Source organism: Rheinheimera marina (assembly GCF_042654345.1).
In the GTDB taxonomy this organism is placed as follows: Bacteria; Pseudomonadota; Gammaproteobacteria; order Enterobacterales; family Alteromonadaceae; genus Pararheinheimera; species Pararheinheimera marina.
Genome location: NZ_JBHSGB010000004.1, coordinates 17,815 through 32,003, shown reverse-complemented (window position 1 = coordinate 32,003; position 14,189 = coordinate 17,815). Strand labels below are relative to the sequence as shown.

13 protein-coding genes are annotated in these 14,189 nt (G+C 54.8%); 3 read left to right on the top strand and 10 right to left on the bottom strand.

Annotation, left to right across the window (positions count from 1 at the left end):
• Window positions 1–72: 72 nt before the first annotated feature.
• Window positions 73–972, top strand: a complete 900-nt coding sequence (rarD, locus tag ACFO3I_RS03590) for an EamA family transporter RarD (protein ID WP_377331823.1) — start codon at window positions 73–75, stop codon at window positions 970–972.
• Here rarD and ACFO3I_RS03585 read toward each other — a convergent pair.
• From ACFO3I_RS03585 to ACFO3I_RS03540, 10 genes are all read right to left on the bottom strand, one after another.
• Window positions 969–1,367 (bottom strand): VOC family protein, encoded by a 399-nt coding sequence (locus tag ACFO3I_RS03585; protein WP_377331822.1) that lies wholly within the window; start codon window positions 1,365–1,367, stop codon window positions 969–971. The two genes, rarD and ACFO3I_RS03585, sit on opposite strands and share 4 nt — an antisense overlap.
• A 57-nt stretch (window positions 1,368–1,424) precedes the next feature.
• Window positions 1,425–3,506, bottom strand: coding sequence for an ATP-dependent DNA helicase RecG (gene recG, locus ACFO3I_RS03580; RefSeq protein ID WP_377331821.1), 2,082 nt, complete (start codon window positions 3,504–3,506; stop codon window positions 1,425–1,427).
• 75 nt (window positions 3,507–3,581) lie between these two features.
• Window positions 3,582–4,268: a substrate-binding periplasmic protein gene (locus ACFO3I_RS03575; RefSeq protein ID WP_377331819.1), complete on the bottom strand. Its 687-nt coding sequence runs from the start codon at window positions 4,266–4,268 to the stop codon at window positions 3,582–3,584.
• Window positions 4,268–5,053, bottom strand: a complete 786-nt coding sequence (locus ACFO3I_RS03570) for a substrate-binding periplasmic protein (RefSeq protein WP_377331818.1) — start codon at window positions 5,051–5,053, stop codon at window positions 4,268–4,270. Before ACFO3I_RS03570 ends, ACFO3I_RS03575 begins: the two co-directional genes overlap by 1 nt.
• Before the next feature lie 21 nt (window positions 5,054–5,074).
• The gene (locus ACFO3I_RS03565) at window positions 5,075–5,467 is read right to left on the bottom strand and encodes a RidA family protein (RefSeq protein ID WP_377331816.1); all 393 of its coding nucleotides are present in this window, start codon (window positions 5,465–5,467) and stop codon (window positions 5,075–5,077) included.
• A gap of 6 nt (window positions 5,468–5,473) precedes the next feature.
• Window positions 5,474–7,594 carry a bifunctional GTP diphosphokinase/guanosine-3',5'-bis pyrophosphate 3'-pyrophosphohydrolase gene (gene spoT, locus ACFO3I_RS03560; RefSeq protein ID WP_377331814.1) on the bottom strand — a complete coding sequence of 707 codons (2,121 nt, stop codon included), beginning with the start codon at window positions 7,592–7,594 and terminating at the stop codon, window positions 5,474–5,476.
• Between the two features lie 103 nt (window positions 7,595–7,697).
• Window positions 7,698–7,976 carry a DNA-directed RNA polymerase subunit omega gene (gene rpoZ, locus ACFO3I_RS03555; protein ID WP_377331812.1) on the bottom strand — a complete coding sequence of 93 codons (279 nt, stop codon included), beginning with the start codon at window positions 7,974–7,976 and terminating at the stop codon, window positions 7,698–7,700.
• Window positions 7,977–8,023: 47 nt separating this feature from the next.
• Window positions 8,024–8,656, bottom strand: a complete 633-nt coding sequence (gene gmk, locus ACFO3I_RS03550; RefSeq protein WP_377331810.1) for a guanylate kinase — start codon at window positions 8,654–8,656, stop codon at window positions 8,024–8,026.
• A 63-nt stretch (window positions 8,657–8,719) separates the two neighbouring features.
• Window positions 8,720–9,196, bottom strand: coding sequence for a PaaI family thioesterase (locus tag ACFO3I_RS03545; RefSeq protein WP_377331809.1), 477 nt, complete (start codon window positions 9,194–9,196; stop codon window positions 8,720–8,722).
• Between the two features lie 33 nt (window positions 9,197–9,229).
• Window positions 9,230–9,709, bottom strand: a complete 480-nt coding sequence (locus ACFO3I_RS03540; protein WP_377331807.1) for a hypothetical protein — start codon at window positions 9,707–9,709, stop codon at window positions 9,230–9,232.
• Window positions 9,710–9,817: 108 nt separating this feature from the next.
• Between ACFO3I_RS03540 and ACFO3I_RS03535 the strand changes: the two genes are divergently transcribed.
• The gene (locus tag ACFO3I_RS03535; protein ID WP_377331805.1) at window positions 9,818–10,936 is read left to right on the top strand and encodes an efflux RND transporter periplasmic adaptor subunit; all 1,119 of its coding nucleotides are present in this window, start codon (window positions 9,818–9,820) and stop codon (window positions 10,934–10,936) included.
• A complete protein-coding gene (locus tag ACFO3I_RS03530; protein ID WP_377331803.1) occupies window positions 10,933–14,016 on the top strand; it encodes an efflux RND transporter permease subunit in 3,084 nt (1,027 codons plus the stop codon). Before ACFO3I_RS03535 ends, ACFO3I_RS03530 begins: the two co-directional genes overlap by 4 nt.
• Window positions 14,017–14,189: the final 173 nt, after the last annotated feature.

Here is a 14,189-nt window from a genome sequence, read left to right as displayed (position 1 = left end):
TTTTTCTGCTGTGGTGCTGCGGCAGGCTCAAGTACAATAGCGGCCGTTCCGTTTTCCTGCTGAGTAGTGCCTATGTCTTTTAGTCCGGCGCAGAAAATTGGCGGCACTTTTGCTGCAACTGCCTACACCTTATGGGGCCTGGCGCCTCTGTACTTCAAACAAATTGATTTTGTGCCCGCCGAAGAAATTCTGATCCACCGAATAGTCTGGTCATTGCTATTGCTGGTGCTGATTGTCTGGGCTATGCGCCAGGGCGAAAAAGTACTGGCCGTGATGCGTCAGCCCAAACTGGTGCTGTCGCTGCTGGGTACTGCACTGATTTTAGGGGCCAACTGGGGACTGTTTATCTGGGCAGTCAACAATCACCATCTGCTGGATGCCAGTTTGGGCTATTACATTAACCCGCTGCTGAACGTGCTGCTGGGCATGGTGTTTCTTGGCGAACGGCTGCGCCGTTTTCAGTGGCTGGCGCTGTCGCTGGCGGTAACCGGAGTGGTGATCCAATTAGTGACTTTTGGCTCAGTGCCCTGGATTGCTCTGGTGCTGGCTGGCACCTTCGCGCTCTATGGTTTATTCCGCAAAAAACTGGCTGTGGAAGCCATTACCGGTTTGTTTGTCGAATCTTTGCTGCTGGCCCCACTGGCGCTTTGGTATTTGTGGCAATTTGCCAACAGCAGTGCGGCCGACCTGACGCAAAACAGCTGGAGCCTGAATCTGATACTGATAGCCGCAGGTCTGGTGACCACAGTGCCACTGCTGTGTTTTATTGCGGCCGCCAAACGCTTGCAGCTGTCGACCATGGGGTTTTTCCAGTACATAGGCCCAAGTTTTATGTTTGTGTTTGGCGTCTGGTTGTATAACGAGCCGCTGACCGACAGCAAACTGGTGACCTTTGGTTTTATCTGGGCTGCTTTATTGCTGTATAGCGCAGATGCGGCGTTGCAGCTGAAGAAGAAAAAGTCAGCGGTTTAACGGCTGGCTTTTAATTCAATGCTATTGCCTTCAGGGTCCTGAATGTAAAGCGAGGGGCCGAAACCCAAGCTGCCATAACGTTCGGCCACCGGGGAACAGGGGATTCGCTGTGCCTGGCACCAGGCTTGAATAGCTGCAGGATCAAAGGGCTGAATTTGCAGGCAAAAGTGCTCCAGGTTCCGCCCCGTCTGCCCTGGTGCTTCTCCGCCTGCTGCCCCTAACGGCTGGTCAACCGGTACCAGATCAATCAGCTGGGCACCAGCGCGCAGCTGATACAAACCTTGCTCCTCTTCAACCCGTTCCAACACACAGCCGAGCTGCTGATAAAACGCCAGCATCGGCTGCAAGTGCCGCACTCGTAACACCAGATGATCAAGACCTATAATCCGGAACATGGATTTCCCCTATGGATGGCGGAACTTGACTAAGCCTATCAAAGTGACGCGACAGGATCAGGCCTGGGCGTAAATTTCTTTAAATCCCAACCAGCGTCGTACCAGCGGCGCCATATGCTGCGGATAATGCTGGTGCAGCTGCTGCGCTGCTTGTTGTGCGGCAGGGATCAGTTCGGCGTCTCGGCTGAGGTCGGCAATACGGTAGTTCACCTGGCCAGTCTGGCGGGTACCGAGTAACTCACCAGGGCCACGGATCTCCAGATCTTTTTGGGCAATCACAAAGCCGTCATTGCTTTCCCGCAGCACCGCCAGCCTGGCCTGCGCTGTGGCGGACAATGGTGCATGGTACAGCAGTACACAATGGGAGACAGCACTGCCGCGGCCGACCCGGCCCCGCAGCTGATGCAGCTGGGCCAGACCCAGCCGCTCCGGGTTTTCAATAATCATCAGGCTGGCGTTGGGCACGTCGACCCCGACTTCAATCACTGTGGTGGCGACCAGCAAGTCCAGCTGGCCTTGCTTAAAGGCGTCCATCACCTGTTGTTTTTCGGCAGATTTTAACCGGCCATGCACCAGGCCTATTTTGAGTTCCGGCAGCGCTTCGGCCAGCTCGACTGCGCTGATTTCGGCGGCCTGGCATTGCAGCTGCTCTGACTCTTCAATCAGGGTACAAACCCAATAGGCCTGGCGACCTTCTTGCTGCACCGCCTGGCGCACCCGCTCTGTCACTTCGCCACGCCTGCTATCGGGAATCGCCACAGTGGTGACAGGGGTACGGCCGGGGGGCAGCTCATCAATAATGGAGGTGTCGAGGTCGGCGTAAGCGGTCATCGCCAGAGTTCGCGGAATCGGCGTAGCGGTCATCACCAGCTGGTGTGGGTAAAAACCGGTATTGGCGCCTTTTTCCCGCAGTTCCAGCCGCTGATGCACCCCAAAGCGATGCTGCTCGTCGATAATCACCAAAGCCAAGGCACTGAATTCCACCTGCTGCTGAAACAGCGCATGGGTACCAATGACCATGTTGGCCTCGCCGCTGGCGATGGCGTCCTGCTGCAGTTTCTTTTGTTTGGCGCTGCTTTTACCGGACAGCCAGGCGACCTGAAAGCCCAAAGGTTCCAGCCAGCGCCTGAAGGTGTTGGCATGTTGTTCGGCCAGCAGCTCAGTCGGTGCCATCAAGGCGACCTGGGCGTCACTGCCGAGCACTGTCAGGGCTGATAAGGCGGCCACCAGGGTTTTGCCTGAGCCAACGTCGCCTTGCACCAACCGCAACATCGGTGCATGCCCGGCTAAATCGGTGCGAATTTCCTGCACCACCCGCTGCTGGGCATTGGTGGGCGCAAAAGGCAGCTGGGCCAGCAGTTGCTGCTCCAGCACGTTGTTGATGCGAAATGAACGGGCCTGTTGCTGACGGCTCTGTTGACGCAGTTGCAGCATCGACAGTTGCTGGGCCACCAGTTCTTCGAAAATTAGCCGCTGCTGCGCCGGGTGTTGGCCTTGCTCAAGCAAAGTTAGCGAGGCATCTGGCGGTGGCCGGTGCAAATACAACAAGGCGTCCGACAGCGACCAGGCTTGTGGGCCTAATACCGGTGCCAGGTATTCGGCCGGGCTGCTGCGCTGCAGGTACTGCAGTGCCTGTTCGGTCAGAGCACGCCAACTGGCTTGTTTTAACCCTTCAGTGGTGGGGTAAACGGGCGTCAGGGTTTCCGCCATTTCCGGTTCATGGCTGTCTTTTTGCACCTTGTATTCCGGGTGCATCATTTCCACGCCACGACTGCCGCGTTTGACCTCGCCATAGCAGCGCAGTTGAACACCAGGGCTGACCGCATTTTTTTGCGCTGCACTGAAATGGAAGAAACGCAGGGTAAGAATGCCACTACCATCGCGGATGCTGACCAGCCAGCTGCGTCTTTTGCCAAACACCACTTCACTGGTCAGCACTTCGCCAAGCACAGTGGCCTGGATACCAGGCATCAGCTGGGCTATGGGATAGATCCGCGTGCGGTCTTCGTAACGCAGTGGCAGGTGAAACAACAAGTCCTGCACGCTCTGGATCCCCAGTTTGTGCAGCAAGTCGGCATTTTTAGCACCCACGCCTTTCAGTTGATGGATAGCCACAGCATCCAAAGCGGTAACGGTCAAAATAAGCCCTGATAAGGTACTGAATGGCTTCAGTTTACCTGTTCAGGCTTGGCAGGAACAATAGAGGATTTGCGCTCAGTCATGGCTGAGCGCCTGTTGCAGTGCAGCCAGTTCGTTATCGGTCAATCGTTGCCGCGATAACCCCAGATAGACAGCACCTTCGACCGTTCTGGCGAGCTGCAAAGGCGCGGTTTTTACCTGTGATGCCCAGTCCGGTTCCGCGGCCAACACGTCCTGTGCCTGCGCTTTGGTCGCGACCATCGCATCGATACGGCCAGCCATCAGCATGGCAAACCCCTGAGCCAGCGAGCCGATTTCGACGGTTTTCAGCTCCACCAGATCCTTCAATAAAGGCGCGCTATAGACGGCACCCCGTACCACGCCCAGCCGGTAATGGATCAACTCCTGCCTGCTTTGAATGGCTTTGGCCTGTTTGGCCTGGTACAGCAGTTCCGGCTGCGCCTTGCCATAAGGCAGTAGGTGCATAATGCGGGATCTGTCGGCGGAATAATTTAACCTGGCCATCAGGTCCACTTCGCCTTGTTCCATCAGTCGCAGGCAACGTGGCAAGGGAGTGGGAGGAGTAAATGCCAGCTCAAAACCGGCAGAATGGACCAGCTGGCGGACTACATCGACGGTCGGGCCTTCGAAGTCGTGGCCGTTGAAGTGATGGCGGCCAGGCACATCATCCAGGCACCAGAGCAGTTCTTTGGCCTGCAAAGCGGGGCTGACCAATGGCAGCATCAATAACAGCCGGCGCATCAATGCTCGACCAGGTAGGTTGGGCCTTGCTTAAGCGGGTCAAAGCCATAAAGGCGTTTGACTGTACCGTCGGCGATCATGGACTGGATGGCAGCTTCGATCTGTGGTTTTAATTGCAGATGCGGACTGTGGCGCGATAAGCCTATATTGATAAAGCGTTTTTCCTCCACAGAGAAATCCACAGCGGCACGGCGGAATTTATAGTGCAGCCCGGCGTTATGGGCTATCACATCCAGCGAACTCTGAGTGGGAACCACCAGGCCATCGACCCGGCCCCGCAGCAGCATCTCAAAACCGGTAGCAATGCTGTCGATTTGGACGTGGCGGGCAGATGCGCTCATCATTTTCATCAGACTGGGGTGGTAGGTGTAGTTGCGTACTGTGGCAATCCGCAGCGTGGTGAGCTGAGTCAGCTCGCGGATGGAACGGCTGTCCGACCCCAACAGATACAATGATTCTGGGATGCGTTCGTTGTAAGGCAGCAACCACATGGTGCTGGCCCGCTCCTCGGTGTAATTCAGGTTGCTCATCAAATCGACTTCGCCGGTTTCAATCTGACGAAAACAACGGGCGGATGGCGTCCTGGTGGTGTATTTCAGGGTAAATCCGGCATGCTTGGCCAGCTCTTGCATCAGGTCAACAGACGGACCATAAGGGGCCTTGCCGTTTTCATAGGCATGAAACCGCGGAAAGTGATCCAGACACCAGGTCAGTTCAGCTTGAACTGGCTCGGCCCAAAGCTGAGGGCTGAAGAGCAACAAAGACAACAACAGCCCGCACCGCATAAACAACCTGCCTTAGTACCGCTAATTGGTTGAAGGGACTTCCATCACGCCATCAATTTCGATTTGAACGCCGCGCGGTAGAGCGCTGACCTGCACTGCTGCACGAGCCGGGTAAGGGGCGCTGAAATGCTGGCTCATAATTTCATTTACAGTGGCGAACTTGCTTAAGTCGGTCAGGAAGATATTCACTTTGACCATGTCATTCAGGCTGCCACCGGCGGCCTGGCATACGGCGGCCAGGTTCTGAAACACTTGCTGGGCCTGAGCAGCGAAATCGTCCGATACCACTTGCATGCTTTGTGGCTCCAGCGGAATTTGACCGGACAGATACACTGTGGTGCCAATTTTGACCGCCTGGCTGTAGGTGCCAATGGCGGCTGGAGCTTTGTCTGTACTGATGATGACTTTAGACATCTGGGGTTACTTCCTTCTGTACACTTTAATCACATCCGGTAAGACCCGGATTTTACGCATCACATTGGCCAGGTGGATCCGGTCTTTCACCGACAGCGTGATCTTAATCACGTATTCGCCGGTGTCGCGGTCGTCGGTGGCCAGGTCCTGGATATTGGAATCCTGCGACGCAATCACTGTGGTCAGCTTGGCCAGCATGCCTTGTTTGTTGACGATAAATACGCGGATATAGGCGAGAAATTGTTTATCGCCGGTTTTATCCCAGCGCACCGGGAAGTATTTACCCGGTTCCTTTTCCCAGCCACGGATATTGCGGCATTCCACGCGGTGCACGTTCAGGCCTTTACCTGGCGTGGCATTGGCGGCAATGTCGTCACCCGGGATAGGGCGGCAGCATTTGGCGAAGGTCACCAACATGCCTTCCGAGCCAATGATCAGCGCTTTAGGTTTATCGCTTGGTGTCAGCGACAGTGGCTGTTCGTCACCGGATTCAAAGCCGCCCAATAAACGACGGGCGATGGCGATCGGCAGCTGATTGCCCAGACCAATTTCCACCAAGAGTTCGTCCAGCGATTTTTGTGTGGTGCTCTGCAGCACCTGCTCAATGCGCTCCATCGGGATGGATTCGAGTTTGGTGTCGCCCAATGCTGAGGTCAGCAAGCGGCGTCCCAGCGTAATGGCTTCACTTATTTGTTGTTTTTTCAGGTAGTTGCGTATACCTAAAATTGCCCGGCTGGTGACTACATGGTTCAGCCAGTTGGCATTGGGTTTACCGCCCGGACTGGTAATAATCTCGACGGTCTGGCCTGTTTCCAGCGGTTTGTTCAGCGGGTAAGGTTTGCGGTCTACCCGGGCACCAACACAGCGGTTGCCGATGTCGGTATGCACTGTGTAGGCAAAATCTACTGCATTGGCACCTATAGGCAGCTCAACAATTTTACCTTTGGGCGTAAAGACATAGAGTTCATCCGGGTAGAGTTCGGATTTGACGTTTTCGACGAACTCGTAGGTGTTGCCTGAGCTTTGTTGCAGTTCCAGCAGGCTTTGCATCCAGCGCTGGGCCCGAATTTGTGCTGTGGTGTTTTGTGCTTCACCCGCTCCTTTGTAGGACCAGTGCGCGGCCACCCCTTTGTCAGCCATTTCGTCCATTTCCTGGGTGCGCATCTGAATTTCCACCGGAATACCGTGTGGGCCCACCAGGGAGGTGTGCAGGGACTGATAACCGTTTTGCTTCGGGATAGCGATGTAATCTTTAAAACGGCTTTCGATCGGCTTGTACAGGTTGTGCACCACGCCGAGCACCCGATAGCAGTTGTCGATGCTGTTGATCAGCACCCGAAAGCCGTAAATGTCCATCACGTCATTGAACATCAGCTCTTTGCTTTTCATCTTGCGGTAGATGCTGTACAGGTGTTTTTCCCGGCCAGCCACTTCGGCGTCAATGCCGGCATCCTGAATACGCTGCTGAATTTCGTTCTGAATTTTTTCAATAATTTCTTTGCGGTTACCACGGGCCTGTTTGACCGCAGTCTCCAGCGCACGGTAACGCATAGGGTAGAGTGCTTTGAAGCCCCAGTTTTCCAGCTCGTTTTTAATATGGTGAATACCCAGCCGGTTGGCGATGGGGGCGTAGAGCTCAAGAGTTTCGCGGGCAATACGACGGCGTTTTTCCGGCTTCAGGGCACCTATGGTGCGCATATTGTGGGTGCGGTCGGCCAGTTTAATCAGGATCACCCGGATGTCCTGGGTCATCGCCATAAACATTTTTTGCAGGTTGGTGACTTCAAATTCTTTTAAGTCTTTGAATTTCACCTTGTCGAGCTTGCTGACGCCCTGCACCAGCTCGGCCACTGTAGTACCAAACTGGTTGGCGAGTTCGTCTTTGCTGACGGGCGTGTCTTCAATCACGTCATGCAGTAAGGCGGCCATCAGGGTTTCATGGTCCATCCGCATATCGGCCAGAATACTGGTCACTGCTACGGGATGGGTAATATAAGGCTCGCCGCTGGAGCGGATTTGCGGGGCATGCGCATCACGCGCAACCACATAAGCCTGCTGCACCTGAGCCACTTGCTCTGGTGGCAAATACGCGCTGATTTGCTGCTTCAGGCCTTCAAACAGATACATTCAGAACTCCCCCAGACAACCACGCATGGGCGTGCTCTTTGAATATACGTGGATTTAGAGCAGTTGCCAACGGCAGGGCGCCGTTGGCAAAGGAGATGCGAGACTAGTCGTCGTCTGAACCGATGATCGCTGCAACAGCGGCCATTTCTGACGCTTCTTGTTGCAGTTGATCACGACGTTCCTGTTGGTTCAGGATGTCTTCAGTGATCAGGTCTTTTTCGATTTCACGCAGTGCGATCACAGTGGCTTTATCGTTTTCCGGATCGACCATTGGCTCTTTGCCTTCCACTGACAGCTGGCGGGCACGGCGTGCGGCGACCAGGATCAAATCAAAGCGGTTACCAATTTTATTTACTGCATCTTCAACTGTTACGCGAGCCATCTGCCACTCCAGTGATATAGGTTCAAATTAAGACCGCATAGTCTACTCTATTTGGCCGGATTCGCCAACAGGCCCGACAGTAAGGCACTCTGGCGCTGCATCTGTTTGGCTTTGCTCAGACGATGGCTCAGGACCACTGCTTCAAACTCGGCGCAGGCTTGCTGCAGATTGTCATTTACTATCCAAAAATCGTATTCGTCCGCGTGGCTGATTTCTGCCCGGGCCTGAGCCATCCGGCCGGCGATCACGTCGGCGCTGTCCTGGCCACGCTGGTTCAAACGCTGCTCTAATGCGGCAACGCTTGGCGGCAGAATGAAAATGCTGCTGATAAATGGCAGCTGCGCTTTCATCTGACGGGCGCCTTGCCAGTCAATGTCCAGAAACACGTCAATGCCACGAGCCAGCTGGTCGCTGATGGCGCTTTTAGAGGTGCCGTAGTAATTGCCAAACACTTCTGCCCATTCGAGAAACTGTTGTTGTTCAATCAGCTGTTTGAAACTGGGCACGTCGGTGAAGTGGTACTGCACACCGTTGCTTTCGCCCGGACGTGGCGCCCGGGTGGTATGCGAAACACTCAGCTGCATATCGGCGTGTTTTTTCAGTAACGCATTAATCAGCGTGGATTTGCCGGCACCGCTTGGTGCCGAAATAATAAAGAGATTACCTGGTAAGTCCTGCATGACTCTGTCTGCTGTAATAGCCAAAAGGCGATTTTAGCTTTCAGTGACAGCGCTGCCAACCTTTCAGCGTTTTTTCGCTTTAATAGACAGGGTCAGTTCAAAGCGGGCCATTACTTCATCGCCGTTTAAGGACGGGCAGGTCACGTTAATAGTTACCGACTGATTGACGCGCTCGCCTGTCTGCAGCGACTGTTCAATCATCTGATCGATTAAGGCGCCGTCATTACTGACAAAATGCACGTCGGCTTCAGGGCGTTTTAAAAACTCACCTTTGACATCTTTAAAAGCAAAGTGGATGGCCAAACCACGCTGGCGGGCTTTGTAAAACACCAGAAAAGCACCGGCTAAATCGGCCCCTATGGCCAAAGCACCAAAATAAATACTGCCCAGATGGTTTTTGGTATGACGGTGATGCGGCATCCGGATCACGGTGCGCTGGTCATCCAGCTCGATAATTTTTGGTTTACAAAAACCAATCAGGGGAATGTAACGAAACCCAAACCACCATAATTGCCAGTTGGCCTTGCGTAATGCGTTCATCTGCGACTCCGGAATCTAACTGGTCGGAGCTTATCATTCAGGTAGCGATTTCGCGAGTTTTTGCTGCCATTGTCGGTCAAACTGCGCTTTCGCCCGTTGCCGCTGTTCAGCACACCAGGCGATTTGAGCCGTGTCCCGTACACCGTAGCAACGTTCTGGTGGCTGGTAGTACTGCAGCCAGGCTTGTTGCTGTTCACCCTGATAGGGGCCGCTTAGTTGGAGCTGGCTGGCGGAAAAAGCCGGGCCAGAAGGCATGTTGCTGCGGGCTGGCGTTTTGGCTGGGCGGGCTTGACTGTGTTGAGCTGATTTCGCCTGCTGCTGGTCGAGACAGCGCTGAAAACGGCTCGACAAAAGTTGCTGTTGTCGCTGTAATTTTGGCAATTCGTTCAGGCGATAGCCTTGTTTCAGTTGCAGTTCCAATGCGTTAAGTTTGATTTCAAGGTCTGCACAATCTGCAGCCAGCAGCGGCCAACTGAATAAAGCGCAACCTACGCACACCAGAGTTGGGTTCATCCTTAAACCCCTTTGGTTAATAAAAAGTAAATAAAACTATAGCTGGTTTTTTGATCGTCAGGTCAGTGCTGGCTCAGGGTTCAGGCAATGCAGAATAAAGGCTGGAAAATGAAGATAAATGGGGCACTGATCCTGGTGGCAACGCTGGTGAGTAGCACGACTGTACTGGCACAGCAAGCCAGCAAAGTTCCGGTACGGACTGCAGCGGTGCAGCAGCAGGACATGCAGGTCTGGATCCGTGGCATAGGCCGGGTGAAACCTTTGCAAAGTGTTGAAATTCGCCCGCAGCTTGACGGATTACTGCAAGAGATCCTGGTCAATGAAGGCCAGATGGTTCGTAAAGGAGAGCTGCTGGCCGTGTTGGATGACCGGGCTATTAAAGCGGCTCTGGAGCAGGCCAAAGCTCAGCAGGGGGTGATCAAGGCGCAGCTGGATTCAGCCCGGCTCGATCTGCAGCGTTATATCAACCTTGGCAAAACTCAGGCTGTTTCACAGCAGGTGCTTGACCAGCAAAAAGCGCTGGTGCAGCAACAAGAAGCTCAGCTGCGCAGTGTTGAAGCGGCTATTCAGGCGCAGCAGGTGCAATTGTCCTACACCCGCATTATGTCTCCTGTGACAGGTCAGGTTGGTATTCGCAATGTGGATGCCGGTAACTATGTGCGCTCCAGCGACAGCAGCGGCCTGTTTTCTGTGGTCCAGCTGGACCCCATCAGTGTAGAAATGGCGCTGCCTCAGTCCAGGCTGCCGCAACTGCAGCAGTTGATGCAACAAACCCGGCAACAGCAACAGGTTCCGGTGCAGGCCTTTATGCAGGATGGTGCAGAGGTACTGGCACAAGGGGTGTTGCAGGTGGTAGACAACAAAGTCGCTGCCGGGACTGGCACCATCCGGGTGAAAGCAGACTTCGCCAATCCTGACCACAAACTGTGGCCGGAGCAGACAGTAGTGGTGGCGTTGCAGCAGGAGAAACTGGCCAGTGCCCTGACCTTGCCAGCCACCGCGGTGGTGCAAGGGCCGGAGGGCCCTTATGTCTGGCTGAATGATCAGGGCAAAGCTAAAACTCAGCCGGTTCAGGTGCTGCTGCAGCAACAAGAGCTGGTGGTGATTTCTGGTGTTCAGCTGGGTCAGCAGGTAGTGGTGGATGGCCAGAACCGGCTGAAACCTGGGGCTGAACTGGCGGTGACTGCCGAGCCTCGTCTGGCGGCCAGCAAGGAGCCGAAGCCATGAAAGCCAAAGGCGTTTTTGCCTGGTGTATGGAACACCCGATAGGTACTGTGTTGCTGGCCTTTGCGCTTGTACTGCTTGGGTTGCTGGCTTTTCCCCGGTTGTCGGTAGCGCCTCTGCCTGAGGCCGATTTTCCAACCATTGAAGTGAATGCGCGTTTGCCCGGTGCCAGTGCAGAAACTATGGCTTCAGCGGTGGCGACGCCGCTCGAGGTGGCGCTCAGTGCAGTGCCGGGGATTTCCGAGATGACGTCATCCAGTGCGCTGGGGTCAGTCAGTATTACGCTGCAGTTTGTGCTGGAAAAAGACATTGATGCAGCAGCCCAGGAAGTGCAGGCGGCGCTGAACCAGGCACAGGGGCGTTTACCTGAGATGCCGAACGCGCCGACCTGGCGCAAGGCCAACCCGGCCGACAGCCCCATTCTGATTATTGGTGTGACCTCGGCCACCTTGTCCCGTACTCAGGTAAGCGATCTGGCCGAAACCGTGCTGGCGCGGCAACTGACCCAGATTAACGGCGTGGGTGAAGTTTTTATTGGCGGTCAGCAAAAACCGGCCATTCGTATTCAGGCCAGGCCTGAAGTGCTGGCGGCTGCCGGTATCACACTGGCCGATATTCGTGCTGCGGTGCAACAAGCCAGTGTCAACCAGCCCAAAGGGGCCTTGTACGGCAACAGCAAAGTGTCCACCTTGTCGGTCAATGATCAGGTGTTCAGTGCAGAAGAGTATGCCAATCTGATTGTCACATACCAAAACGGCGCCCCAGTGTATCTGCGTGATTTAGCGGTGGTAAAAGCCGGAGCCGAAGACGATTATGTCGAAATTTCGCCAAACGGCGAGTCCGGTGTAGCGCTGATTATCCGCCGGCAGCCTGGTGCCAATATTGTTGCGACAGCGGATAGGATCACCGCCGCCTTGCCGCAGCTGACCGCCGCTTTACCAGCGGATGTCAAAGTGGAAGTCTTTAACGACAGAACCCGCACCATCCGAGCGTCTTTGCATGAAGTGGAGCTGACCTTGGCCATCGCAGTGGCTTTGGTGATTGGTGTGATGGCGGCATTCTTACGCCAGTGGTCGGCGACTTTTATCGTCACCACAGTGCTGCTGATCTCGCTAATCGCCACCTGCGCTGTGATGTATGTGGCGGGTTTTAGTTTGAACAACCTGACCTTGGTAGCGATAGTGATCGCCGTCGGTTTTATTGTGGATGACGCCATAGTGGTGATTGAAAATATTCACCGTTATCTGGAGCTGGGCTACAGCAAAAAAGAAGCGGCGCTGCGTGGGGCTGAGGAAATTGGCTTTACCGTAATTTCGATCAGCGTGTCGTTGATTGCGGCTTTTATCCCGCTGCTGTTTATGGGCGGTATTATTGGCCGCTTGTTCCTCGAGTTCTCGTTAACCGCGGCGGCGGCCATTTTAATTTCCGTGCTGGTTTGCTTAACGCTGGCACCGACTTTAGCCTCATTGTTTATGGACAAAGCGCCGCATCACAGTGACAACCCCGGGCTGTTTGACCGGCTGATCGGCCACTATGACAGAGTGCTGAGCTGGGCGCTGGACCACCCTAAAACCATGCTGGCAGTGTTTTTCCTGACGATTGCGGGCAGTGTCGGCAGTTTTATTGCCATTCCGAAGGGCTTTTTCCCGCTGCAGGACACTGGTTTTATTATCGGCACCACTCAGGCGGCCTCTGATATCCCGTACGAGGATATGCTGGCCAAACACAAGCAGCTGGAACAGATACTGCGCAACGACCCGGACGTCACGGCGTTTAACCATTTGGTCGGCGGCAATTCATCCAATGGCTCTGGCCGGATCTGGATAGTGCTGAACGACCCGGACGACAGGGAAGCGGATGCCAATGCCATTATTGACAGGTTGCGGCCGCAGTTCAGTCAAATTCCAGGCTTGCAGGTGTTTTTGCGCTCGGCACAGGACATCAATCTGGGCGGCCGTGGCTCCCGCGCTCAATACCAGTACGTGCTCAAAGCGCTCGATAGCGACGAGCTGGCACAGTGGACCAATGCGCTGACCAGCAAGTTGCGGCAAAACCCGATCTTTACGGACTTGTCGAATGACCTGCAGTGGGACGCCAATATCATCCGGCTGGATCTGGACCGGCAGGAAGCGGCCCGGCTTGGCTTTAGCGCGGCAGATGTAGACCAGGCGCTGTATGACGCTTTTGGCCAGCGTCAAATCAATGAATACCAGACCGAAACCAACCAATACAAAGTGATACTGGAACTGAGCCCGGATCAGCGCGGCACAGCACAAAGCCTGGATTACTTCCATTTGCGCTCGCCCCGCACCGGTGAGCTGGTGCCTTTATTGGCCTTTGCCAAAGTGCTGCCGGCCGAAGCTGGCCCTGTGGTGATTAACCACCATGGGCTGCAGCCGTCCGCCAATATCTCGTTTAACCTGGCCGCTGGTGTCGCACTGGGCGACGCGGTACAGGCGCTGGAGCAGGTCAGGACAGAACTGGCGATGCCGGCCTCTGTGCTGGGCAGTTTTCAGGGCGCAGCCCAGGCATTTCAGGAGTCCTTGGCCAGTCAGCCCTTGCTGATCCTGACGGCTTTGCTGGCGGTGTACATTATTCTGGGGGTGCTGTACGAAAGCTTTGTGCATCCGCTGACTATTTTGTCGACCCTGCCGTCGGCGGCCATTGGCGCTATTTTACTGCTGTGGTTCTGGGGGCTGGATTTCTCCATTATGGCGTTGATCGGGATTATTTTGCTGATAGGCATAGTGAAGAAAAACGGTATTCTGATGGTGGACTTCGCACTGGCGGCGCAGCGTGAACAAGGCTTGTCTGCCAAAGAGGCTATTCATCAGGCCTGCCTGGTCAGGTTCAGGCCCATTATGATGACCACACTGGCGGCCATTTTGGGCGCGGTACCGCTGACGCTGGGTTTTGGTACCGGCTCGGAGTTGCGGGTCCCGCTCGGGGTGGCGGTGGTGGGTGGACTGGCCTTTAGTCAGGTGCTGACGCTGCTGACCACTCCGGTTGTGTTTATGACGCTGGACCGCGTGTTCCTGCAAAAACGTCGTCAGCAGCGTGCCGCTCAGGCGGCGTTGGTGTAACACAAAGCCGACTGCAGTCTGCAGCTGCAGTCGATTTCCTCTGATAGCGCTACCAGAATAACGGACTTTTTGTGTAGTGCTTCTATCCTTACTTATCCAGACTTTTCATAGTGTTAGATTAGGTTGTTTAGCTGCTTTGGTTTTTGGTGACACAAAATGGTTGCGCAATCATT

Bases quoted from the DNA above. Each gene is read 5' to 3' on its own strand.
- ACFO3I_RS03540 (WP_377331807.1), bottom strand. From the start codon at position 9,709: ATGAACCCAACTCTGGTGTGCGTAGGTTGCGCTTTATTCAGTTGGCCG.
- gmk (WP_377331810.1), bottom strand. From the start codon at position 8,656: ATGCAGGACTTACCAGGTAATCTCTTTATTATTTCGGCACCAAGCGGT.
- rarD (WP_377331823.1), top strand. From the start codon at position 73: ATGTCTTTTAGTCCGGCGCAGAAAATTGGCGGCACTTTTGCTGCAACT.
- ACFO3I_RS03530 (WP_377331803.1), top strand. From the start codon at position 10,933: ATGAAAGCCAAAGGCGTTTTTGCCTGGTGTATGGAACACCCGATAGGT.
- ACFO3I_RS03535 (WP_377331805.1), top strand. From the start codon at position 9,818: ATGAAGATAAATGGGGCACTGATCCTGGTGGCAACGCTGGTGAGTAGC.
- ACFO3I_RS03585 (WP_377331822.1), bottom strand. From the start codon at position 1,367: ATGTTCCGGATTATAGGTCTTGATCATCTGGTGTTACGAGTGCGGCAC.
- rpoZ (WP_377331812.1), bottom strand. From the start codon at position 7,976: ATGGCTCGCGTAACAGTTGAAGATGCAGTAAATAAAATTGGTAACCGC.
- ACFO3I_RS03565 (WP_377331816.1), bottom strand. From the start codon at position 5,467: ATGTCTAAAGTCATCATCAGTACAGACAAAGCTCCAGCCGCCATTGGC.
- ACFO3I_RS03570 (WP_377331818.1), bottom strand. From the start codon at position 5,053: ATGCGGTGCGGGCTGTTGTTGTCTTTGTTGCTCTTCAGCCCTCAGCTT.
- ACFO3I_RS03575 (WP_377331819.1), bottom strand. From the start codon at position 4,268: ATGCGCCGGCTGTTATTGATGCTGCCATTGGTCAGCCCCGCTTTGCAG.
- spoT (WP_377331814.1), bottom strand. From the start codon at position 7,594: ATGTATCTGTTTGAAGGCCTGAAGCAGCAAATCAGCGCGTATTTGCCA.
- ACFO3I_RS03545 (WP_377331809.1), bottom strand. From the start codon at position 9,196: ATGAACGCATTACGCAAGGCCAACTGGCAATTATGGTGGTTTGGGTTT.